Origin of the sequence: Candidatus Tokpelaia sp. (assembly GCF_008636115.1) — a bacterium.
Taxonomy (GTDB): domain Bacteria; phylum Pseudomonadota; class Alphaproteobacteria; order Rhizobiales; family Rhizobiaceae; genus QLZD01.
This window is the reverse complement of sequence record NZ_QLZD01000033.1, coordinates 175076-196519: the sequence shown is the minus strand read 5'-3', so window position 1 is coordinate 196519 and position 21444 is coordinate 175076. Positions and strand designations below refer to the sequence as shown.

Genomic DNA, 21444 nt, shown 5'->3' with positions numbered 1-21444 from the left:
ACTTGGCAAGGGGGCAATAAAATTATTTTTACTGTGGCGCGGCGCGGCCGGCTTCACGTGCCAGAATTTTTTGCAAAACCTGCAAAAAACGGGCAATATCGGCCGGCTTTGTCGCCGGGCCTGTCGAGACGCGCAATGCACCCTGCTCAGACCTGGCGCCCATGGCCGCCAAAACCGGGCTAGCCCCGACTTTGCCGGAAGAGCAGGCGGCGCCGCTTGAAGTGGCAATACCGGCTAAATCAAAGGCGATTTGCAATGTTTCCGCCTTAATAGAGGGAAGGGAAAAATAGGTGGTATTGCTCAGCCGCGCTGCCTTTTCACCGTAAATAATACAATCAGGGCAGAGTTTTTTTAAACCCTGCTCCAGCGCGCTTTGCAAAGCCGCGCTCCTGTCGTCCTGTTTGAGCCGCTCTGCCGCATTAGTGGCGGCCGCGCCAAAAGCGGCAAGAGCCTGCACCGGCACTGTGCCGCCGCGCAGCCCTTTTTCCTGCCCGCCGCCGGCCATTAGCGGCCGCGGGCGGATAAGACTGCCAGAGGCGATATAAGCGCCGGCGCCTTTTAGCCCGCCAATTTTATGCGCCGAAACAATCAAAAAATCAGCGCCGCCGCCCTTAATATCCAGCGGCATTTTGCCCAAAGCCTGCACGGCGTCCGCCACCAGCAAACCGCCGGCCTGGCGGGTAATCTCGGCCAAAGCGGCAACAGGCTGGATAATACCGGTCTCATGATTGGCATATTGCACCGCCACCAGGGGCAGCCCCTGCTTTTTATCGTGACCGGCTAAAATGGCCGCCAGTTTTTCCGGCAGAACCTGGCCATTGGCGTCAACCGGCAGTTTTATCTGCGCCGCCGCGGCAAAAAAGCCGCCCTGAGCAATGGCCGGGTGTTCGGTTGCCCCTATATAAAGGCGAGACATAAAAAGCGGTTTGCGCCCCATAGTATAATGCGGGGTTAATAATGTCGCCGCTGCTTCTGTCGCGCCGGAGGTAAAAACAATATTATCACTGTCGGCCTGAACCAGAGCGGCCAGAGCATAGCGCGCTTTTTGCACCAGAGCATAAGCGGCGCGCCCCTCGCTGTGGACAGAAGAGGCATTGCCGAACAGATCAAGCGACTCAAGCACGGCCTGCCGCGCTCCTGGGGTAAGCGGCGCCGTAGCATTATAATCCAGATAAAGGCGTTCCATGACGATCAAAACAGCTTATAAAAATCAAAATTTCCGCCAGCAAGCGCTTTTCCTGCGTAATTTTCTTGAAATAAGCGCCTAAAAAAGCCTATTTAAGGCGTGGAAAGCCCTGAAAACTGGCCGGGCGATCCTAAAATTTTTGGCGCCGGCCGTCAAGCCGGGCGCCTTTTCTCTTGAATGCGGAGCAGATAATTATGCCTGAAGTGATTTTTAACGGCCCGTCCGGGCGTCTGGAGGGGCGTTATCAGCCTTCAACCGAAAAAAATGCCCCTATTGCCGTTATTTTGCACCCGCACCCGCAATTTAAGGGCAATATGAATAATAAAATCGTTTATGACCTGTTTTACCTGTTTCAGCAACGCAATTTTACCAGTTTGCGCTTTAATTTTCGCGGTATTGGCCGCAGTCAGGGGGAATTTGATTATGGCACGGGCGAATTATCGGACGCCGCGGCGGCGCTGGACTGGATCCAGGGCCTGCACCCGGATTCCAAATCCTGCTGGGTGGCGGGTTATTCCTTCGGTGCCTGGATCGGCATGCAACTGCTGATGCGCCGGCCTGAAATTGAAGGCTTTATTGCCGTGGCGCCCCAGCCTAACCTCTATGATTTCGGCTTTCTGGCGCCCTGCCCCTCTTCCGGCCTGATTATTCACGGCGATGCCGATAAAGTAGCGCCCGTCAAAGATGTACAGGCGCTGGCGGATAAATTAAATATGCAAAAAGGCATTACCATTACCCGCGAAGTCATAGCCGGCGCCAATCATTTTTTCACCGGCAAAACGGCAGAATTGTCGGCACAATGCAGCCTTTATCTTGATGAGCGGCTGAAGGCAAAGTCGGCGGCAGACAGGCCGCTGCTCCTGCGCTAAACGCTGCCCCGTGAGCAGGCTATAGTGAACCGTCCGTCTTATCCGCCGGCCGCTGCGTAAAAAACACCGCCGCTGACCGGTTTTTGGCAGCCGGTGGTTGCCGGGTAAGTCAAGGGTAAATGATAAAAAGAGCGAACCGCCAGATAGGCCCAGGCCTCCGCTTCCATAAAATCACTGTCCAGCCCTGCCTGACCGGCAGAGAGAATTTCTATACCCTGCTGCCTGCCCGATTGCTGCAAATAAGCCATAATAGCAGCATTTTTCGCCCCGCCGCCGCTGATAAAAACCGTGCCGGCTTTTTGCGGAAAATGCCGGAATGATGTTATAATGCAGTGAGCCGTGATAAAAGCCAATGTCGCCGCGCCATCTTCATAAGTAACAGATTTATCAGGATAAAGTGACAGAAAATCCGGCAAAGGCGGGAAATCTGCCCGGTCAAAAGAACGGCGTTGCTGATGAAAAACCGGTAAAGCACAATAGGCCTGCGCCAGCCAGTCCGCAATTTGCCCTTTTTGCCCGGCCTCACCGTTTTTGTCAAAAAACGCCCCTGTTTTTGCTTCTGCCCATTGATCGATCAGACAATTACCGGGGCCGCAATCAAGCGCCGCCAGCCCGGCAGCAGAATTTTCTGCCGTTTCGGCCACATAAGTGCAGTTGGCAATACCGCCAATATTGACAAATATTAGCGGAAAACGATATTTCTCCTGCAAATTGGCGGCCAAAGCCCGGTGATAAACAGGGATAAGCGGCGCGCCATTGCCGCCTTCGCGCATATCGGCGCTGCGCATATCGGCGATTGTATCAATACCTGTTTGCTGCGCCAGTAAAGCGCCATTGCCTAATTGCACAGTAAAGCCTTGCGGCAGGTTTTTGCCGGGGGAGGCCGGGTTTGTCGCCGCCGGCGGGTGGTGCAGAACAGTCTGCCCGTGAAAGCCGATAAGATCTATGGCGCCGGCGAACCTGTTTTGCTGCTGAAGCAAAGCCTCGACTGCCTGCGCATGATATAAGGTCAATTCTTCTTCCAGTTGCGGCAAAAATCCCGGGCGCTCGCCAGGCTGTCTGATAGATTGGGCTATTTTCAGGCCCTGCTGCAATTTTTGCCGGAAAGCGGCGCTATAGGGCCGATGATATGCGCCGAGAGCAGTCACATAAGCCTGCCCGTTGCTTTGCAGCAAAGCGGCATCGATACCGTCAAGAGAAGTGCCGCTCATCAGGCCGATTGCGGTTTTTATTTGCCCCATAATTGCTTTCCCCAATATTAAAGGCTATTTATAATGCCGGCGGCCTTGCTGCCGAGCCTATTTCCCCTATTACAGCCTTTTACAGGCGACAGGAAGAAGCAATGTCTCACTATAAGTCTGAGTTTCTTAATATTATGAGCGAGCGCGGCTTTATCCACCAATTATCTGACGCTGAAGGGCTGGACGCGCTGATGGCCAAAAATTCTGTCAGCGCTTATATTGGTTTTGATCCGACTGCCGCCAGCCTGCATGTCGGCAGCCTTATTCAGATTATGATGCTTTATTGGCTACAGCAAACCGGCCACAGGCCGATTGCGCTTATGGGCGGCGGTACCGGGCTTGTCGGCGATCCTTCCTTTAAAGATGAAGCAAGGCTGCTGCTGGCAGAAGATAATATTGCCGCCAATATTGCCGGTATCCGCCAGGTTTTTGCTCATTACCTGCAATTTGGCAAAAGCGGCGATAAAAATAAAGCCTTGTTGCTGAACAATGCCGATTGGCTGCGCAATATTGATTATCTGCAATTTTTGCGCGATATTGGCCGGCATTTTTCTGTTAATCGCATGCTGTCTTTCGACTCGGTAAAATTGCGGCTGGAGCGTGAGCAATCGCTTTCTTTTCTTGAATTTAATTATATGATTTTGCAGGCTTATGATTTTGTCGAGCTGCACAAGACTTACAATGTGCGCCTGCAAATGGGCGGCTCAGACCAATGGGGCAATATTATTAACGGCATTGATCTTGGCCACAGGCTGGGGACAAAACAGCTTTACGCTTTAACCTCACCGCTTTTAACCACCGCTTCCGGCCAGAAAATGGGCAAATCGCTGGGCGGCGCTGTCTGGCTGAATGCCGATTGGCTCAGCCCTTATCAATTCTGGCAATTCTGGCGTAATTGCGAAGATGCCGATATTATTCGCTTTCTCAAGCTTTATACAATTTTGCCTTTGGCCGAGATTGCCCGTCTGGCCAAAGTGAAGGACACCGAAATCAATGAAGTAAAAAAGATTTTGGCGACAGAAGTAACAGCTTTGCTGCATGGCCGTAAGGCGGCGGAAAACGCCGCAGAAACGGCGCGCAAGGTTTTTGAAGAAGGCAGCCTGGGTAAAGATTTGCCGCAAATTACCCTGCCCGCCGCCGAATTTGACCAGGGTATAGGGCTGCTCACTTTATTGGTAAAAGCCGGTCTGGCTAAATCCAATGGCGAAGCGCGCCGTCATATTCAAGGCGGCGCTATCAGGATAAATGATAAAACAGCGACTGATGAGACACAAAATATCACTATAGCGGAAGCCGATAATAATATTATCAAGCTTTCTTTTGGCCGCAAAAAGCATGTGCTGATAAAAATTGCCTGAATCCGGCAGGTTTTCACTCCGCAGAAATCGCGCTATCGGGCTGGTTGCAGCTTAACTACCGGCCGAAGAGAGCTTCGCCGCCGGGCGGTGTTTTTGTTGCGCTTTGTTCCGCCTGATTATCCTCAATGCCTGGCACAATAATTGGGTCAGGCTGCCTTTCCCAGTGGCTGTATGAAACCCAATTCTGCCGGCAGTCTGGGCGCGCATCAGGGTGTCCTTCACGGTTTTGCCTGCTGCTTGAATTCAAAAATAGAACGCAAAATACCCGGCGCCAGGGCAGAGACCGGATTGACAATAATTTTCGGCGATTTGAATTTGCCTTCTACCTTGAAAGTTATGCCGATAAGCCCTTTGTCGCGGCCATTGCCCAATACTGAGCCTAAAAGCGGCACATCGCCAAAAAGGCGATTAACGCTATAAGCAGGCATATAAGTGCCGGTCACGGCAATATTGCCGCCGGCATCATAAACAACGCCCTGAAAAGTGGCACCCAGGCTCGCCCCGCGAATCACCCCATTATCAATAGTCAGATAATTGGGCCCTTTAGTCAGGCGGCCATAAGCCTGCTCAATCGCCAGAGAGGTGCTGCCTCCTCGGCTTTTTTTACCTTTTTTACTTTTATCGGCTGAAACCAGCGCCGCCAGTTTCGGCTCATTGACAATAGCAAAATCGCGCATATGCATCGAGCCGTTTAACACATTGCCCGCGCCGGATTGCAGCTTGCTTTCCAGTTTTCCGCCCTGCACTTTGTCATAATAATTCATAAAACGCAGAAAGGCTCCGGCATCATCACTGCTGACACTAATGCGCTGCAAGCCTTTTTGTTTGGAAAGCTGCGCTTTTAACGGTGCTTGCGTTTTGCTCACGGCATTGACCATAATATTATCGTCTCCGGTGCTGCTATGATTATAAATAACCCGGAAACTGCGTAGATTTTCACCGTAAAAGCCTTGCGCATTATCCAAAGTGCCGGTTAAAGCCACGCCAAGGCCGTTAGTATTGTTAGTCGCCGTGCTTTCCGCCAGGCTTTTGACAATAGCGCGCAGATCAAAAGACGAACCATTGATCTTGACCTGATACGTCTTGCCGATACGCACTATAGAAAGCGCCAGCCGATCGGTGCGATTAAGATCAAATTTATCAAAATCCGCCGCTATAAATTCGCCATCGCGAATTTTGATTTTGCCGCTAAGCTGGAAGCTCGATCCGCTTAAGACAAAGTCATTAATATCCATATTTTTCAGGCTGCCGTCGGCCGGCAGGCTCATCTCCGCTTTGGCGGCAATGCCGCTGCCTTTTTTCCAGCCTATCCACGGAATTTGCACAATAGCCGGCGTTAAATCAACGCTGGCATGCCGCTTCCCCGCCTGTTCTTCTCCGACATTGGCGGTAATGGCACCCTGCAGGAAAATATCCAGAGCCGGGAATAATTTATGCCGCAATTTATCGTCAAAATGGAAAGCAACCTGCTCTTTTTTTGTGATAATTTCATTCGCCGCCTTGCCGGCCTGAGCGCTGCCGCCTAGCGGATAGCGTATGGATATGGTCGCCGGCAGGCCGTTTAATATTGTATCGCCATCAATTTGCACCAGCCTCTCGTCAATTTGTGCTCGGCCATTGGCATTAGCAATTTGCATAGTGCCGCGAAAAGGCTCGCCCAAAGAAAAATTGCGAAAACGAATATCTGTCTTCCAGATAACAGCCCGCGCATAATCCGCCTGTTTGTGCAAAGGAAAACCCATTTTTAAAACGGTTTGCAGCTCTCCTTTAGCTGTCTGCATATTAAAGGGCACTTTTTGCGCGGCATTAACCGGCTGACATTCCAGCAATTTGCCCATAGCGCCAATAGTGCCGCCAATATTCATTGTCATATCGGCCCAAAGCGGCGCGCCCGGCTTCCAGATAAAGGTCATTTGCCCATTGGCGACATTAATTTTCTGCCCATCTTCAACATAGGCAAGAGCTTTGGTCAAATTGACAGTAGTATTTCTGCCTGTAACCTGAACCTGCCCATAGGCTTCACGCAGCGGCGGCAAAGTGCCGACAAGATCCGTGCGCGTATTTTCAATACCGGTAGTCAGGCGCAATTCTTTTGCCGTTATTAGTGGCGGCAGCTTGCCTTTCTGATAAAAACCTTCAGGCAGCGCAATTTCTATTTGCATTTTGGTTAAATTGCCGCCGAAAATATGCGATAATACCCAAGCTCGCCCGGAGCGCGCAACATTTATCGGCCATAATTGTTTGGCTTCATCGACCGGCATATTGGCTGTGTGCAAAATAAAAATCGTTTCCGGAGAGCCTTGCTCACCAAAACGCAGGCTGCCATTGCCAAGCAAGGCGGCCTCTGCCGTTTTTAAGGCAATATTATCCAGATTAAGCTTTTTTTCCAATGCTAAAAAGCGGCCGCCTGTTTCCAGATTAAAAGGCAGAGCCTCGGCCGGTGAATCTGCCGGCGAAGAAAGTGCCTTTTCAGCTTTCAGTCTGAAACCATATTGGCCATTGCCTATATTCGCGGCAACGGGTGCTGCCTGATTCGCCTCAGTCGCCACCCCGGCCGCCGGCAAATAACCGAATTGACCGCTAAAAGGAATTTCCAGCCCGCCTATGGCAAAGACAGAAGGCTGCACCATAATTTGCCCGCTGCCCTGCTCATAGCCGGCGGCAAAAGTAAATTTGGTCACAATGCCGGTTTCAACGGCAATATCGCTATGCGTATTGATGAAATCTGTTGTGGCCGATAATGTTTTTTTGCCGTTTGCTGCTATTGCACCGCTTATAGTGACATTGGCCGCGCCTCTCAGGCGGAAAAAACTGCTTCTGGTGCGGCCATGAGCAAGATAAGGCGTCTCATTATCGGCCGCACCAAAGCGGAGAGGCAGATTATCGGCCGCGGCAGCAAAATTTTGCACCCGCCCGTCTTTATCGACAGCAGCAGAAGCACTAAAGCCGACAAGCTGCCCCAGCCATGAAATTTTGGCTTCAATATCCACGGAGTCACGCAACCGCCGCAGCCGAAAATATTGAACCGAGAATTTCTGCTCATTTTGCGGGCCGGAAATAGTAAAATCAATATTACTGAAATGAAAAATATTGATTTTTGTCGCATCAATTTTTCCAATCATCTGTTCCAGTGACCGGAAAGCAAGCTCTGCCACCGCATCAAAATCAACGCGCTGCCGGTCATCTTGCGGCAAAGCAGCAAACAGGTTTTGCTGATTATCCGCTTTATGAACAAGCACAGCGGCCTTATCAGCCTCCAACTGAATCGGCTGAACCTGCCGCCGCAATAGCGGCATGGTGGCCAGGCCGAAGCGCAACCGCCCCAGCCGGCTTAACTCAATATTACTGTCATGGGGTGTGATCGGCGTATTTTTCATTTCCAGGGCAATGTGATAATTTTTATCCAGAGAAAGGCCGACATCGGCAATATTTATATCGGCAAAAGCGCCGATTTTTTTTCGTAAAGCTGCCTGCACTTTGCCATCAAGAAAATCACCGGCGAGATCTGATTTCACCATAAAGGCAAAACCGGCAGCAAGCCCTATGATAATAAGGATAATAGCGTAAAAAAACCGCTTCAGCCTTGAGCGGGTTTTCCGCTTGACCGTTTTTTGCCTGTTATCCGCAGCCTCTGTCGGAGTTTTGGTTTCATTCTGCTCATTTGGCAAGGATAAAATTCCTCCGGCAATTAGTAATAAAATTTGACAAAAACAATTGTTAAGCCGTGTTGCGGCATTTATTATGCCTTAAACCAATATGCAAGCAATTTATAATAGAGAAAGGCCGGTTCATGACAAATTTGCAAAAAGGTGATATAGCACCCGATTTTACCTTAGCCAGTGAAAATAATGAAAAAGTGACATTATCGGCTTTGCGCGGCCAGCCGGTAGTTTTATATTTTTACCCCAAAGACGATACAAGCGGCTGCACCGCAGAAGCAATACAATTTACTGAATTAAAACCGCAATTTGATGTTCTTGGTGTTACGCTTATCGGCATTTCGCCGGATTCTGCCGCAAAACATCAAAAATTCCGCGATAAATATAGCCTGACAGTTACACTTTTGGCTGATGAAGAAAAGAAAATTGCCAATCTTTACGGTGTCTGGGTAGAAAAAAGCATGTATGGCCGCAAATATATGGGGGTGGAGCGCAGCACTTTTCTGCTGGATTCTACCGGCAAAATTGCCGAATTATGGGAGAAAGTAACAGTCCCCGGCCACGCGCAAGCCGTTTTAACCGCAGCCGAAACTCTGGTAAAAGCCTAAGACAGCATTTCCTGCCTGTCGCGCTAAAGCCACAGGCAGGAGCCGTATCCGGCAGTTCGAAGGTCTTTATTCTATATCCTCAATATTTTGTTTGCTGCCTTCTATTTTCTGCGCCAGTGCGGCCTCCATAAACCGATCCAGCTCACCGTCCAGCACAGCCTGCGGATCAGTGCTCTCGATCCCGGTGCGCAAATCCTTCACCAGCTGATAAGGCTGCAGGACATAAGAGCGAATTTGGTGCCCCCAGCCAATATCGGTTTTGGAATCCTGCGTTTCCTGCGCTGCCGCTTCACGCTTTTTCAATTCTTCTTCATAAAGGCGGGCGCGCAACATGGCCCAGGCGGCAGCGCGGTTTTTATGCTGCGACCGCTCAGCCTGACACTGCACAACAATGCCGGTTTTTATATGGGTGATACGCACGGCTGAATCTGTTGTATTAATATGCTGTCCGCCGGCGCCGGAAGCGCGATAAGTATCAATCCGCACATCGGCCTCGGTCACATCAACGGCAATAGTATCGTCAATAACGGGATAAACCCAGATACTGGCAAAAGAAGTATGGCGGCGCGCATTGGCATCAAAAGGTGAAATACGCACCAGCCTATGCACGCCGGATTCCGTTTTCAGCCAGCCATAACTATCAGCGCCTTTCACCAGAATAGTGGCGGATTTTATCCCTGCTTCTTCGCCGTCATGCACTTCCAGCACTTCTGTTTTGCGGCCGTGCCCTTCTGCCCAGCGTATATACATGCGCAGCAGCATGGCAGCCCAGTCCTGGCTTTCTGTGCCACCGGCGCCGGCATGGACTTCCAGATAAGTATCATTACCGTCTGCCTCGCCGGCCAGCAGCATGGCAATTTGCCGCTTGTCCAGCTCATGCCGAAGCTCAGTGAGGCTTGCTTCCGCTTCTGCTATAATTGCCTTATCGCCTTCTTCTTCTCCCAGCGCAATCAATCCCAGGCAATCATCAAGAGTTTGAGAAAAACGGTTAATGGCAGCAACCGAATCATCGAGAAACTGGCGCTCACGCATCAAATTTTGCGCGCGCTCAATATCATTCCACAAATCAGCATCTTCAGCACATTGATTGAGATAATCAAGTCGCTTCAGGGTTTGATCCCAGTCAAAGATGCCTCCTCAGCAGAGCTATTGCCTGCCTGATTTCATTAGCCAGATTTTCTGTTTCCGCACGCACGCAGCATAACTCCCTGTCTTGACAAATCGAGCCGATCTTTCCGCCGAAAAGACCGGAAAAATTTCCTCACAATGCAACAGCTTTTATCAATATAAACCGCCGGCACCGCTTTGAATAGCCTGATTAACCTGCGGCGATTTCAGCGGCACTTTTACCCCTTCCCTGAAGGATTCGGTCGCACCGATAACCTGATAAACATCAGCCGGCCCTGTTCCGGGTTTGAATGCTTCGACAAAAGCATTGGCATTGCCGGCAGAAGCGCGCATACCGGTCTTGCGGTCAATCGCTATTTGTATCATGCCTTCCGGCATTTTAAACGGGACATCAGGCTTGCCGACCATAGCATGCGACATAAATTCGCCAAAAACAGGAGCCGCCAGAGAACTGCCTGTGCCGGCTGCCCCCAGCGATTTCGGCGAATCATAACCCATATAAACGCCGATAACAATATCCGGCGTAAAGCCGACAAACCACGCATCTTTGGAATCATTGGTCGTGCCGGTTTTACCGGCAATATCGCGTTTTAAATATTGCAGCCGCCGTGCCGTGCCGCGCTGGATCACCCCTTCCATCATTGAGGTAATCTGATAAGCGGTCATTGGATCCAGCACCTGATCACGCTCATCAATTAAAACCGGTTCAGGCTGGTTTTGCCATGATGTTACATTACATTGCTCGCAAATACGGCGATCATGCCGGTAAATGGTTTTGCCGTAACGATCCTGAATACGGTCAACCAGTGACGGATCAAGCGAGCGCCCGCCATTGGCAATAACGGCATAAGCACTGACAAGACGCAAAACCGTTGTCTCCCCCGCCCCCAGAGCCATAGCCAAAACCGGCTGCAAATGCTCATATATGCCAAATCTCTCGGCATATTCTGCCACAATGGGCATGCCGACATCATTAGCCAGACGCACTGTCATCAAATTACGCGAATGCTCAATGCCATAGCGCAAGGTGGAAGGCCCGGCAAAAGTGCCGCCATAATTTTTAGGGCGCCAAATGCCGGCCGGCCCCTGATCAATTTCTACCGGCCCGTCCAGCACCACGGAAGACGGCGTATAACCATTATCCAAAGCGGCAGAATAAACAAACGGCTTGAAAGCCGAGCCCGGCTGGCGGTAAGCCTGTGTAGCGCGGTTAAATTCCGATTTGGCAAAGGAAAACCCGCCAATCATCGCCAGAACACGCCCGGTTTTAGGCTCCATAACCACCATAGCACCCTGAATTTTGGGGAATTGCTGCAAATTATAGGCGTTGAATTTCCCTTTTATGGCCTGCACAAAAACGACATCGCCCGGTTTTAAAACCCCGGTCGGATCCCTGGCCGTTGAACGATACCCCCTGGCATCTACCAGACGATAGGCCCATTTCATATCGGCAGCGCTAATAAAGGCAGTTTTCCGCTGGCTGGAAAGGGCGCCGGAAAGCTCTTTTTGCGGCTGCAGGCCGATTTTCACCCTGTCTTTGGCTGTCTCCAGCACAACGGCCAGCTGCCATTCCGGCAAATCGGCATAGGCTTCAATCGCGGCCAGCGGCACTCCCCAGTCCCCCATAATGTCAATATGGTCAAATGCCCCGCGCCAGCCATAAATATGGTCAAATTTTACCAGGCCGTCATGCAGCGCCTGGCGCGCCATATATTGTAATTGCGGATTAAGCGTAGTGCGGACAGAAAGCCCGCCCTGATACAAAGTGTCGGAACCATAACGAGCCACAATCTGACGGCGGACTTCTTCGGTAAAATAATCGGCGGCAAAAACATAATTATCATTGCCGCGCAAAGTCACGCCGAGCGGCTTTTTCCTGGCAATTTCTGCATCTTCCTGCGAAATATAATTATTTTCCGCCATACGATCCAACACCCAGTTACGGCGCGCAAGGGCACGATCCGTATGCTTGAACGGGTCATAATTGGCCGGCCCTTTGGGCAGGGCGGCGAGATAGGCAATCTGCTCTACTGTCAGCTCATTGACAGATTTGTTAAAATAGGTCAGAGCGGCAGCGGCAATACCGTAAGCGCCGCGGCCAAGATAAATCTCATTGAGATAAAGCTCAAGAATATGGTCTTTGGAATAGGCTTTCTCTATCCGCATGGCCAAAATCGCTTCCTGCACTTTTCTTTGCAAAGTGGCATTGGCCGTCAACAGGAAATTTTTGGCGACTTGCTGGGTAATGGTGGAAGCCCCTTCGGGGCGGCGGCCGGAACCGATATTTTTCACATTATTGACAATAGCCCGCAAAAACCCTTCAGGATCCAGACCAAAATGCTCATAAAAATTTTTGTCTTCAGCAGAAATATAAGCGGCCTTAATCATATCCGGCACAGCCTGTATCGGCAAATAAAGCCGCCTCTTTATGGCAAATTCCGCCATGAGTTTGCCATTGGCAGCGTGCATGCGCGTCATTACCGGAGGCTGATAATTTTCCAGCACCTCATAATCGGGCAGATCTTTACTGACAGCGCCGACATAAGCTGCGGCCACACCCAGACCAATAATCAAAACTGCTGCGCCAATCGCAAATATATAGCCGAAAAATCGTATCATATCACCGAAATTGCTCTTTAAATACCGCATCAGGCATAGCGCACCCCGTCTTGAGCCTAAAGCACAACTGCCCGTAATTTAAGACTAAAATCGAACCCCTGCACCATCGATAAGCGATTTTACGCTCGTCTTGTGGTTTTCTTGCGGCAAAGCCCCTTTTTGCCCGAATTATAGATAGTCGCAACAAATTGCTGCTTTTAAAGATATATCGCCGGAAAAGCAATTTATTTTGCCTTTTTTGCCCGGAATTTCAACGCCGACCGGTCATTGTTTACGGTTTTACCCCGATTTTTCCATGCAGCCAGGCATAATGGGCAATAATATCGGCCAGAATATGCGCCATTTTATCCTGCCATAACGGGTCGGCTATTCTTTTTTCGTCCTCAGGGTTGGAAAGATAGCCAAGCTCGATCAGGACAGAAGGAATATCAACCGTTTTCAACACCTGAAAACTGGCAAAACGATGTGGATTTTTGATAAGGGCAATGCGGCTGTCTTTAAGGGCGGCCACTGTCATACGGGCAAAATCTTCAGAGAAAAGACGTGTTTCCCGCCTTGCCATATCTAATAAAATATCGGCAACTGCCGGCGGTTCATCGGCCGGCAAGCCGTCCAGCAAATCGGCTTTATTTTCATGCTCGGCCAATAATTTCGCCATATCATCGGAAGCTTTGTCAGACAAAGTGTAAATTGTCGCTCCTTGCAGGCTCGGTGTGTCAATATGGTCGGCATGAATGGAAATAAACAAATCAGCATTGAGCCGGCGGGCCTTTTCCACTCTTTCACCAAGACGCAAAAAACTGTCTGTCTCGCGCGTAAGATAAGGCTTTATCCCCGCTTTTGTCTGCAAAACCCGGTAAAGTGCCTGGGCAAAAGCCAATGTTACCTGTTTTTCCCGCACATTATTCACGCCGATTGCCCCACTGTCAAAATCACCATGGCCGGGGTCAAGAACAATAATAAATGGGGCATTGCTGTCGCCGCTGCCTGTTGCGGCCGCCTGTTGCCGGTTTGATAGTGTTTTATTCTGCCTTGTCTCATTATTCGGGATAAGGGCGGCAGCTTTATCCGCTTGCTGCAGGCTAAGATATTGCTGGAAGCTCTCCGGTGTGGCGGGCGCAATTTCCCAAATTACACGCCAGGCAGGCGGCGTCCCGGCTGTTGCCAGGGCTGCCGATTCTATAATTTGCAAATGAAAGGGCTGCCGCAGGCCAAAAACCAGGCGCGCATTCTCTGCCCCGGTTGCGCCATAACGGAAATCCCGCAATAAAGCCGGGCGCGATGTCGTATCCATGCCTGCCGCAAAGGCAAATTGCGTGGCCGGCAGGGTGACAATAAAACGCGGCGGCTGATCCAGCACCATCAGGCTGTAATCCGGCCGGCGATTGAAAACAGCAATAATATGCAGCTTTTTATCTTTGCCCTCGCCAAAAGTTTCAAAGCCGATATTTACCAGTTTCAGAGACGCGGCGGCCGGCTCCTGCCCTTGCGCCAAAGGCGGCGCAAAGCTGCCTGTCGGCAGCAAAAACAGAAAAATCAAGACAATCAGTTTTAAACTTTCTGGCAGTTTTAAACTTTCTGGCCGAAGCATTTCAGCAAACTCTATCAATTTTCAGCCGGTTTTACCGATAATTATGGGCCGCTACCACACGGCTTTTGCCATAAGCCGCTCGAAAATTACAAGATTTTATTGCTTTGTCCCCAAAGCTTTTCAGGCCTTCCAGGCAATGATGATAATTTGCCGGCAAACGAGCCGCAACGACAGGGGCAAATATCAGCAGGCCAATCGCCTTGCATTTTCTTTGCCTTTTCGCTAATATCATGAAGGCGGCCGATTTTGTCTTTATTCGGCACAATCGGCCGGGGGTGGGGCTGCGATATTTTGGGGGAATGTGCTTTATAACGGTTTTACTGCCCTTCCCTTTTTGGAATATCGCCCGAAATTTTCTGGAATCTGCTTAACAGCCGGCAAGGCCTATGCGGTTCCGCGTTTTAATTATCCAGGGTCAGGATTATGGTTTTTTTGCCAGAGCCGGTGACAAACAGCAGAGACTATGTAAGTGATGACGCTTTGTTTTCGTTGCAAAGCTCTGTCTCGGGCAAAGCCTTGCTCCAGGGCAAAAATATTTATCAGGCTCCGGCTTCGGCCGGGCAGATAGCCGATCATGCGGACAAGAGCAAGTCTGCCATAACGAAACCGGCCACATTATATGGATATTATTCACTGAAAATGCAGGCTCCCGGTTACGCATTTGCCGTAATGTGTAAAACCGCCGGCCTGTTTTTTATTATGTTTATCATGGGGGTAAAACAATTATGCGGGAAGAATTCCCGTCCGCATAGTGTTTTATCTGCCCTATTTGTCGGCAAAATTTCATGCCGTCGGGATTTTACACAATGTCAAACAAAATGCTTATCGATGCCTCTCACCCGGAGGAAACGCGCGTTGTCGTAACCAAAGGTCATCGTATTGAAGAATTTGATTTTGAATCAGAGCATAAAAAACAGTTAAAAGGCAATATTTATCTTGCCCGGGTCACGCGTGTTGAGCCGTCCCTGCAGGCCGCCTTTGTTGAATATGGCGGCAACAGGCACGGTTTTCTGGCTTTTTCTGAAATTCACCCGGATTATTATCAAATCCCCGTAGCTGACCGCCAGGCCTTGCTGGAAGCGGAAGAGAGAAGCGTAGCTGATGATGACGGCGCCGATTCTGAGGTTAAAAAAGCCGGGGCGGATAATAATGGGGCCGCAGCAAACGGCCGCAAAAGCCGGGGACGCCGCCCTGCGGCGGTTGCCGCTGCTGCGCCTGAGAATAATATTGCTGAGGACAGCGAGGAGCTGGAAGGCGATAATCATGAGGCTGACGAAGACGGCGCTGATGATGAAGCTCCGATAGATCTGGTCGGGGCGGAAGATGTGCTGGAAGAAATGCCGAAGCGCGACACCGGCAGGCGCGGCGCGCATTGGCGTGATTATAAAATTCAGGAAGTTGTCAAACGCCGCCAGATTTTGCTGGTGCAAATTATCAAGGAAGAACGCGGCAATAAAGGCGCGGCCTTGACCACATATTTGTCACTGGCCGGGCGTTATTCAGTCTTGATGCCGAATACGGCGCGCGGCGGCGGTATTTCCCGCAAAATTACCAATATGGCCGATCGCAAAAGGCTGAAAGATATTGTCAAGGATCTTTCCGTGCCGCGCGGTATGGGCATTATTTTACGCACAGCCGGGGCGGCGCGCACGAAAACGGAAGTGCGGCGCGATTATGAATATTTGATGCGCCTGTGGGAAAATGTGCGTAACCTGACCCTTACCTCTATGGCTCCTGCCCTTGTTTATGAAGAAGGCAGCCTGATTAAACGCTCGATTCGCGACCTTTATAATAAAGATATAGATGAAATTTCAGTGGCCGGTGACAAAGCCTATCGCGAGGCCAAGGATTTTATGCGTATGCTCATGCCCAGCCACGCAAAATTTGTCCAGCCTTATCGCGATCCGACCCCTATTTTTGCCCGCCGCGGCATTGAAGCCCAGTTGGACGGTATGCTGCAGCCTGAAGTCGGGCTGAAATCAGGCGGTTATCTGGTGATAAACCAGACAGAAGCATTGGTGGCCATTGATGTCAATTCCGGCCGTTCCACCCGCGAGCATTCGGTAGAAGAAACAGCCCTGCAAACCAATCTGGAAGCAGCGGAAGAAATAGCGCGGCAATTACGCCTGCGGGATCTGGCCGGGCTGATTGTCATCGACTTTATTGACATGCAGGAAAAGCGCAATATTCGCAATGTGGAAAAACGGCTGAAAGATTGCCTGAAGGGGGATCGGGCGCGTATTCAGGTTGGGCGCATTTCGCATTTCGGTTTAATGGAAATGAGCCGCCAGCGTATCCGCGCTTCAGTGCTGGAGAGCACAACAGAGCCCTGCCCGCATTGTTTCGGCCAGGGCTATGTGCGTTCGCAATCTTCGCTGGCTCTGCATGTTTTGCGGGTTATTGAAGAATATTTGCAGCGCAGCCCCAGCCATAATATTATGGTCAGGACACCGGTCTCTACCGCGCTTTATGTGCTCAATCATAAAAGACAGGCGCTGACCGAGCTGGAACAGCGTTTTGGCCTCTCTATCGGCGTTGAAGCAGATGATACGATCGGCAGAGAACATCTGGCAATTCACAAAACTTCGGAAGCCGGGAATTTGGCAAGTGATGAGACAGAGCAGAATAATGAGCCAGCAGCACCGGCAGCAGACGAATCGCCGACAGAGAGTGCCGGACATGGCAAAACGGTAAAGAGCAAAGCGGGCCGTGAAAAAACAGGCAGGACAGGCGGAGATTCTGCCATGCCGGCGCCGCGGCGGGCGGCGGCCCTGTCCGAGCCTGCTTCTTCCGCATCTGAGGATAACCCGAAACGCCGGCGGCGGCGTGGCAGGCGCGGCGGGCGGCGCAATCGTGATCACACAAACCGGCTTGTGCTCCCTATGGCTGAACCTGTCGGGCCTTTTGCGGCGCAATTTGCTATTGCAGATAAACAGCCGCCGGCAGAGCCGCCTGCCGGCCTGAATGGTCGTCCGGCAGCCGAACCGGTCGGCGCTCTGGCGGCAGATGAGACAGAAAAAAGCGATGCCGGCAAAAAGGCGGTGCAAAAGCGGCGTAATAATAAAAAAGCCGAAAATCGCAATTCTGCCAATACGTTGCCCGGGGCAATGCAGGCGGGAAAAACCGCCCCGATAGCCGCTAAAAAACAGGATAATCCGGCAAATAACGGCCGGGATGCAGCAGTGCTGCTTGCGGCAGAGGATAAAGGCGCCTTAAAGAGAAAAAGCCGCTCCGGCAAAATGATAGAGGAACCGGCGGCTGAACCGGTGATAACATCTTCTGCTGCCAAGGGAGAAGAAAAAGCCGATAAGGTAAAAAAGAAAGGCTGGTGGGGGCGCCGCAGTTTCCTTTAAAATTGCTTTTATTCTATCAGATTCATTTGCCCTTTGGGGAAATCGACCGTAAAGGCCGGTTCCCTTTTGGCGGGAATCGTGCTTTTATCCGCAAAGGCGGCCAATATTAACCTGTCTGCCGAAATTTTGGCGATGATAAATTTCGCTTGTTCGGCTTTTGGCAAATTTTAAAAAAGCGCGCGGTCACCGGGCTTTGTGGAAAGTTTTTTAATCACTGCGGAACAGTATCGGAAAGGAGAATGATTCTCTCTGAGTGAGGAGGTTTGTTTAAGGCACTGTTTTATCCGCTATAATTTTTAAAGAGGGCTTCATGCTGACGCGTAAACAACAGGAATTGCTGTTTTTCATTCATGACAGTATGAAAAAAACGGGCATATCGCCGTCTTTTGATGAAATGAAAGAAGCGCTGGATCTCGCCTCCAAATCCGGCATTCACCGGCTGATAACTGCTTTGGAAGAACGCGGCTTTATTCGCCGCCTGCCCAATCGCGCCCGGGCTCTGGAGGTTATCCGTCTGCCGCAAACCGCTTTTGCGCCGGCAAATATGGGGTATAAATTTTCGCCCGCAATTATCAGTGGCGACAGGAGGGAAAATGAAAACGGGCACTATGCCTCTTATCACAAATTGCCGCCTGATATTGTCTCTGCTGAGGAGAAAACAGACAGGTTTACGGGCGGCAGCGCCACCCTGCCGCTTATGGGGCGGATCGCTGCCGGTGTTCCTATTTCTGCTATTCAGCATAAAACCGATATATTATCCTGCCCGGCCAATATGCTGGGCAAAGGGGAATATTATGCGCTGGAGGTCAAAGGCGATTCCATGGTCAATGCCGGCATTTTGAACAATGATATTGTCATTATTCGCCGCACAGATACAGCCAATCCCGGTGACATTGTTGTGGCTTTGATTGATGATGTCGAGGCCACCTTAAAGCGTTATCGCCGCCGCGGCAATTCTATCGCGCTGGAAGCTGCCAACCCCGCTTATGAAACGCGCATTTTTGGGCCAGATCGCATTAAAATTCAGGGCGTGCTGGTGGGGCTTTTGCGCCATTATTAGCGCTTTGGGTAGCAGAATATTGGCCTTTTCCGACTGTTTTCGCCCGGCTGGCGCTTGCTAGCGGCATGAAAATCATAGTATAAAAGCGCAGGCCCAAGATCAAACATATAGCCGGTTCATGCGCGATTCTATATCTTATTTCCTGGATTTGTCGGATAATGAGCCGCTGTTTTACGGCACGACCCGGCGTGTCTATCGCCACCCGCACGACCCGGCGCTGTTGGTAAAAGTGCCCAGCCGGCAGGAGGAAGAGCGCCGGCATGCCAACCGGCCGGCCTGGAAGCGGCGTTTCAAGCCGACCGGCATTGCCAATATCACCAATTTGCGTGAAATGGCGGAAATAATGCGCCTGAACCCGGAGGCTCTGCCCTGCCCGCCGCATATTTTCAGCTTTATCGGCCTTGTTGCCACCAGTTACGGCTGGGGGCAGATAGTGAAAGCGGAAAGAGATGAAAACGGCAGCTATGCGCCAACGCTGGAAAGCATAGCGCAGGACAGCAGCCGCTATGAAAAGCCGCTGCAGGAATTTATCGCCTGGGTGAAAACCGCGCCGATTGTGCTGATTGACCTTGAGCCGTGGAATTGCGTGCTGGCCGAGCGTAATGGCAAACAGCAAATTGTTTTGATTGACGGCATGGGAGAAAAAACCATTATCCCCTTGCGCACTTATTTTCCCTCACTCAATAATAAAAAAAATGCCCGGCAAATTGCTCAGTTTTTTAACAGTCTGGAGCTGGTCAAACAGGGCAAAACCCCAGCCCGCCGCCGCGCCTGAAAGATATTATGCTGCAAGACGACACTTCTCTTAATAAAACTGCGCTTATTGGTTCCGGCGGGCTGGATTCCGTCTGTCTTGCTTACCGGCTGGCAGCCAAAGGCAAGCTTGCTATGTTTATCAGCTTTGATTATGGCCAGCGGCATAAAAAGGAGCTGCATTTTGCCCGCCAATGCGCCGATGCGCTGGGGGTGCCGTTTTTCCTTGCCGATATTTCAACCATTGGCGGGCAATTAACCGGCTCGGCTTTGACTGATAAAAATGTCGCCGTGCCGGACGGCCATTATGCCGAAGCGACCATGAAACAGACTATTGTCCCCAACCGCAATGCCATTTTTCTTGCTATTGCCTTTGGCATAGCCGCGGCGCATGAGTTAGATAGTGTGGCTATTGCCGTGCATAGCGGCGATCATTTTGTTTACCCCGATTGCCGGCCGGATTTTCTGGCGCTGTTTAACCAAATGGAAACAAAATCGCTGGAAGGCGCGGTGCGCCTTTACGCCCCCTATGTCGATAAAAACAAGGCCGCTATTGTGGCAGACGGGGTAAAATATAAGGTGCCTTTTGCCGCGACATGGTCATGCTATAAAGGCGAAGAGAAGCATTGCGGCCGCTGCGGCACTTGTGTCGAGCGGCGTGAGGCTTTTTATCTGGCCGGGGTAGCCGACCCAACGCTTTATGCCGATCCGGATTTCTGGTTGACCTGCATAGAGTCGGAACAGTAAATTTATCGCACGGCCGATTAACCGCAAAATGGGAGGGAATTTATGCCGAATACAGAGAATGCGTATAAAGAGCTGAACATGGAGAATGTCTATGAAGATTTTGCCGAATTCGGTATCAAAACCAAAATTTCTAACCCACGAAAAGGCAAAGATTTTGCTGTGCGTTTTATCGCACCGGAATTTACTTCCATTTGTCCGCTGACAGATCAACCGGATTCCGCTTATTTAATGATTGATTACATACCGGATTCCTGGCTGGTGGAAAGTAAAGCTTTAAAATTCTATCTTAGCTCCTTTGCTAAAAAAGCTCTTCTTCGTGAAGATTGTGCTGTCACTATCGGCGAGAAACTGGTAAATTTACTGCAACCGCGCTGGCTGCGTATCGGCAGTTATTGGTATCCGCGCGGGGGAATTCCGATTGATGTTTTTTGGCAGACAGGCGAACCGCCTAAATCTGTCTGGATACCCGAGCAAAATATAGCTCCCTATCATGTGCGCTAACGGTAAGAATTTTAAAAGCAATACTTTTAAAATTTTAAACTTAGTGATTATCTTTCTAATTTATCTCTCTCCAGCCTAATTTATTTTTGCTTTTATTTGACAAAGCAGGACAAGCCGCTTTAAAAAGCGGCACTATCTTTGTGTTCCGGTTATATAAAATTTGAGTAATTTATAATGAATGATAAAAAGGCGCTCTACGGAAATCTGAAGCAACTGGGTCATTATGTGGAATGGCCGCAATCGCCGGAAGAAGCAGAGCTGGAAAAAGTGCCAAACCCGCAGCCGGGCAGCCCTTATCTTGTCCGCTTTACCGCGCCGGAATTTACTTCTCTCTGCCCCATAACCGGCCAGCCGGATTTCGCCCGGCTAATGATTGATTATGTGCCGCAAAACTGGCTGGTGGAGAGCAAATCGCTCAAGCTTTATCTTGGCAGTTTCCGCAATCACGGCGCTTTTCATGAAGATTGCACTATTCGTATCGGCCGCAAGCTGGTGGAAGTGTTGGAACCGCATTGGCTGCGCATTGGCGGCTATTGGTTCCCGCGCGGCGGCATTCCTATTGATGTCTTCTGGCAAACCGGCGAGCCGCCGCAATCCATGTGGATTCCGCCGCAAGATGTGCCGCCTTATCAGGGGCGCTAGCCCCGCTCAAGCGCAAGGATCCCGGCAGTGAGGCCTCTCCCTGCCTGTTATGTATCCGGCGCGCCGGCCGGCTCATCACCGGCGCCGGCTTAACCGGGTTTTTTGCGGCTCTTCCTTTTGAGTGTTTTC

16 protein-coding genes are annotated in these 21444 nt (G+C 50.7%); 9 read left to right on the top strand and 7 right to left on the bottom strand.

What is annotated here, in order from left to right; all coding sequences use genetic code 11:
• Positions 1 to 28 precede the first annotated feature (28 nt).
• Positions 29 to 1192: a cysteine desulfurase family protein gene (locus DPQ22_RS06695; protein ID WP_150214814.1), complete on the bottom strand. Its 1164-nt coding sequence runs from the start codon at positions 1190 to 1192 to the stop codon at positions 29 to 31.
• A gap of 188 nt (positions 1193 to 1380) precedes the next feature.
• Here DPQ22_RS06695 and DPQ22_RS06690 point away from each other — a divergent pair, with 188 nt between their 5' ends.
• The gene (locus DPQ22_RS06690; RefSeq protein ID WP_150214383.1) at positions 1381 to 2055 is read left to right on the top strand and encodes an alpha/beta hydrolase; all 675 of its coding nucleotides are present in this window, start codon (positions 1381 to 1383) and stop codon (positions 2053 to 2055) included.
• Positions 2056 to 2093: 38 nt separating this feature from the next.
• Here DPQ22_RS06690 and DPQ22_RS06685 read toward each other — a convergent pair whose 3' ends face one another.
• Positions 2094 to 3296 (bottom strand): anhydro-N-acetylmuramic acid kinase, encoded by a 1203-nt coding sequence (locus DPQ22_RS06685; RefSeq protein ID WP_150214381.1) that lies wholly within the window; start codon positions 3294 to 3296, stop codon positions 2094 to 2096.
• Between the two features lie 101 nt (positions 3297 to 3397).
• Between DPQ22_RS06685 and tyrS the strand changes: the two genes are divergently transcribed.
• On the top strand, positions 3398 to 4654 hold the full coding sequence (gene tyrS, locus DPQ22_RS06680; RefSeq protein WP_150214379.1) for a tyrosine--tRNA ligase: 1257 nt from the start codon (positions 3398 to 3400) through the stop codon (positions 4652 to 4654).
• Positions 4655 to 4872: 218 nt separating this feature from the next.
• On the opposite strand, the gene DPQ22_RS06675 is transcribed toward tyrS, so the two are convergent.
• Positions 4873 to 8322: a hypothetical protein gene (locus DPQ22_RS06675; RefSeq protein WP_150214377.1), complete on the bottom strand. Its 3450-nt coding sequence runs from the start codon at positions 8320 to 8322 to the stop codon at positions 4873 to 4875.
• A gap of 122 nt (positions 8323 to 8444) precedes the next feature.
• Here DPQ22_RS06675 and bcp point away from each other — a divergent pair, with 122 nt between their 5' ends.
• The gene (gene bcp / locus DPQ22_RS06670) at positions 8445 to 8921 is read left to right on the top strand and encodes a thioredoxin-dependent thiol peroxidase (RefSeq protein WP_150214375.1); all 477 of its coding nucleotides are present in this window, start codon (positions 8445 to 8447) and stop codon (positions 8919 to 8921) included.
• Positions 8922 to 8987: 66 nt separating this feature from the next.
• Here the strand turns inward: bcp and prfB are convergent.
• The 4 genes from prfB to DPQ22_RS06650 form a co-directional block, all read right to left on the bottom strand.
• A protein-coding gene (gene prfB, locus DPQ22_RS06665) for a peptide chain release factor 2 (RefSeq protein WP_150214373.1) occupies positions 8988 to 10116 on the bottom strand; the annotation gives its coding sequence in 2 pieces (ribosomal slippage) (positions 8988 to 10046 and positions 10048 to 10116; 1128 coding nt in all).
• Positions 10117 to 10202: 86 nt separating this feature from the next.
• On the bottom strand, positions 10203 to 12668 hold the full coding sequence (locus tag DPQ22_RS06660) for a penicillin-binding protein 1A (RefSeq protein ID WP_150214812.1): 2466 nt from the start codon (positions 12666 to 12668) through the stop codon (positions 10203 to 10205).
• Between the two features lie 271 nt (positions 12669 to 12939).
• Positions 12940 to 14259, bottom strand: a complete 1320-nt coding sequence (locus DPQ22_RS06655; RefSeq protein ID WP_150214371.1) for an N-acetylmuramoyl-L-alanine amidase family protein — start codon at positions 14257 to 14259, stop codon at positions 12940 to 12942.
• Between the two features lie 31 nt (positions 14260 to 14290).
• Entirely contained in the window at positions 14291 to 14491 is a 201-nt protein-coding gene (locus DPQ22_RS06650; protein WP_150214369.1) for a hypothetical protein, read from the bottom strand.
• Between the two features lie 574 nt (positions 14492 to 15065).
• Here DPQ22_RS06650 and DPQ22_RS06645 point away from each other — a divergent pair.
• The 6 genes from DPQ22_RS06645 to queF (DPQ22_RS06620) all read left to right on the top strand — a co-directional run bounded on the left by DPQ22_RS06645 (position 15066) and on the right by queF (DPQ22_RS06620) (position 21315).
• Positions 15066 to 17612 carry an Rne/Rng family ribonuclease gene (locus DPQ22_RS06645; protein WP_150214367.1) on the top strand — a complete coding sequence of 849 codons (2547 nt, stop codon included), beginning with the start codon at positions 15066 to 15068 and terminating at the stop codon, positions 17610 to 17612.
• Positions 17613 to 17922: 310 nt separating this feature from the next.
• On the top strand, positions 17923 to 18672 hold the full coding sequence (gene lexA / locus DPQ22_RS06640; RefSeq protein WP_150214364.1) for a transcriptional repressor LexA: 750 nt from the start codon (positions 17923 to 17925) through the stop codon (positions 18670 to 18672).
• Positions 18673 to 18790: 118 nt separating this feature from the next.
• On the top strand, positions 18791 to 19447 hold the full coding sequence (locus tag DPQ22_RS06635) for a YrbL family protein (protein WP_150214362.1): 657 nt from the start codon (positions 18791 to 18793) through the stop codon (positions 19445 to 19447).
• Positions 19448 to 19455: 8 nt separating this feature from the next.
• Positions 19456 to 20172 carry a 7-cyano-7-deazaguanine synthase QueC gene (gene queC, locus DPQ22_RS06630; RefSeq protein ID WP_150214360.1) on the top strand — a complete coding sequence of 239 codons (717 nt, stop codon included), beginning with the start codon at positions 19456 to 19458 and terminating at the stop codon, positions 20170 to 20172.
• A gap of 42 nt (positions 20173 to 20214) precedes the next feature.
• Positions 20215 to 20673: a preQ(1) synthase gene (gene queF / locus DPQ22_RS06625; RefSeq protein ID WP_150214358.1), complete on the top strand. Its 459-nt coding sequence runs from the start codon at positions 20215 to 20217 to the stop codon at positions 20671 to 20673.
• Between the two features lie 174 nt (positions 20674 to 20847).
• Positions 20848 to 21315 carry a preQ(1) synthase gene (gene queF, locus DPQ22_RS06620; protein ID WP_150214356.1) on the top strand — a complete coding sequence of 156 codons (468 nt, stop codon included), beginning with the start codon at positions 20848 to 20850 and terminating at the stop codon, positions 21313 to 21315.
• The last annotated feature ends 129 nt before the right edge of the window (positions 21316 to 21444 follow it).

Bases quoted from the DNA above. Each gene is read 5' to 3' on its own strand.
- DPQ22_RS06690 (WP_150214383.1), top strand. From the start codon at position 1,381: ATGCCTGAAGTGATTTTTAACGGCCCGTCCGGGCGTCTGGAGGGGCGT.
- DPQ22_RS06685 (WP_150214381.1), bottom strand. From the start codon at position 3,296: ATGGGGCAAATAAAAACCGCAATCGGCCTGATGAGCGGCACTTCTCTT.
- tyrS (WP_150214379.1), top strand. From the start codon at position 3,398: ATGTCTCACTATAAGTCTGAGTTTCTTAATATTATGAGCGAGCGCGGC.
- bcp (WP_150214375.1), top strand. From the start codon at position 8,445: ATGACAAATTTGCAAAAAGGTGATATAGCACCCGATTTTACCTTAGCC.
- DPQ22_RS06660 (WP_150214812.1), bottom strand. From the start codon at position 12,668: ATGATACGATTTTTCGGCTATATATTTGCGATTGGCGCAGCAGTTTTG.
- DPQ22_RS06655 (WP_150214371.1), bottom strand. From the start codon at position 14,259: ATGCTTCGGCCAGAAAGTTTAAAACTGCCAGAAAGTTTAAAACTGATT.
- DPQ22_RS06650 (WP_150214369.1), bottom strand. From the start codon at position 14,491: ATGATATTAGCGAAAAGGCAAAGAAAATGCAAGGCGATTGGCCTGCTG.
- DPQ22_RS06645 (WP_150214367.1), top strand. From the start codon at position 15,066: ATGTCAAACAAAATGCTTATCGATGCCTCTCACCCGGAGGAAACGCGC.
- lexA (WP_150214364.1), top strand. From the start codon at position 17,923: ATGCTGACGCGTAAACAACAGGAATTGCTGTTTTTCATTCATGACAGT.
- DPQ22_RS06635 (WP_150214362.1), top strand. From the start codon at position 18,791: ATGCGCGATTCTATATCTTATTTCCTGGATTTGTCGGATAATGAGCCG.
- queC (WP_150214360.1), top strand. From the start codon at position 19,456: ATGCTGCAAGACGACACTTCTCTTAATAAAACTGCGCTTATTGGTTCC.
- queF (WP_150214358.1), top strand. From the start codon at position 20,215: ATGCCGAATACAGAGAATGCGTATAAAGAGCTGAACATGGAGAATGTC.
- queF (WP_150214356.1), top strand. From the start codon at position 20,848: ATGAATGATAAAAAGGCGCTCTACGGAAATCTGAAGCAACTGGGTCAT.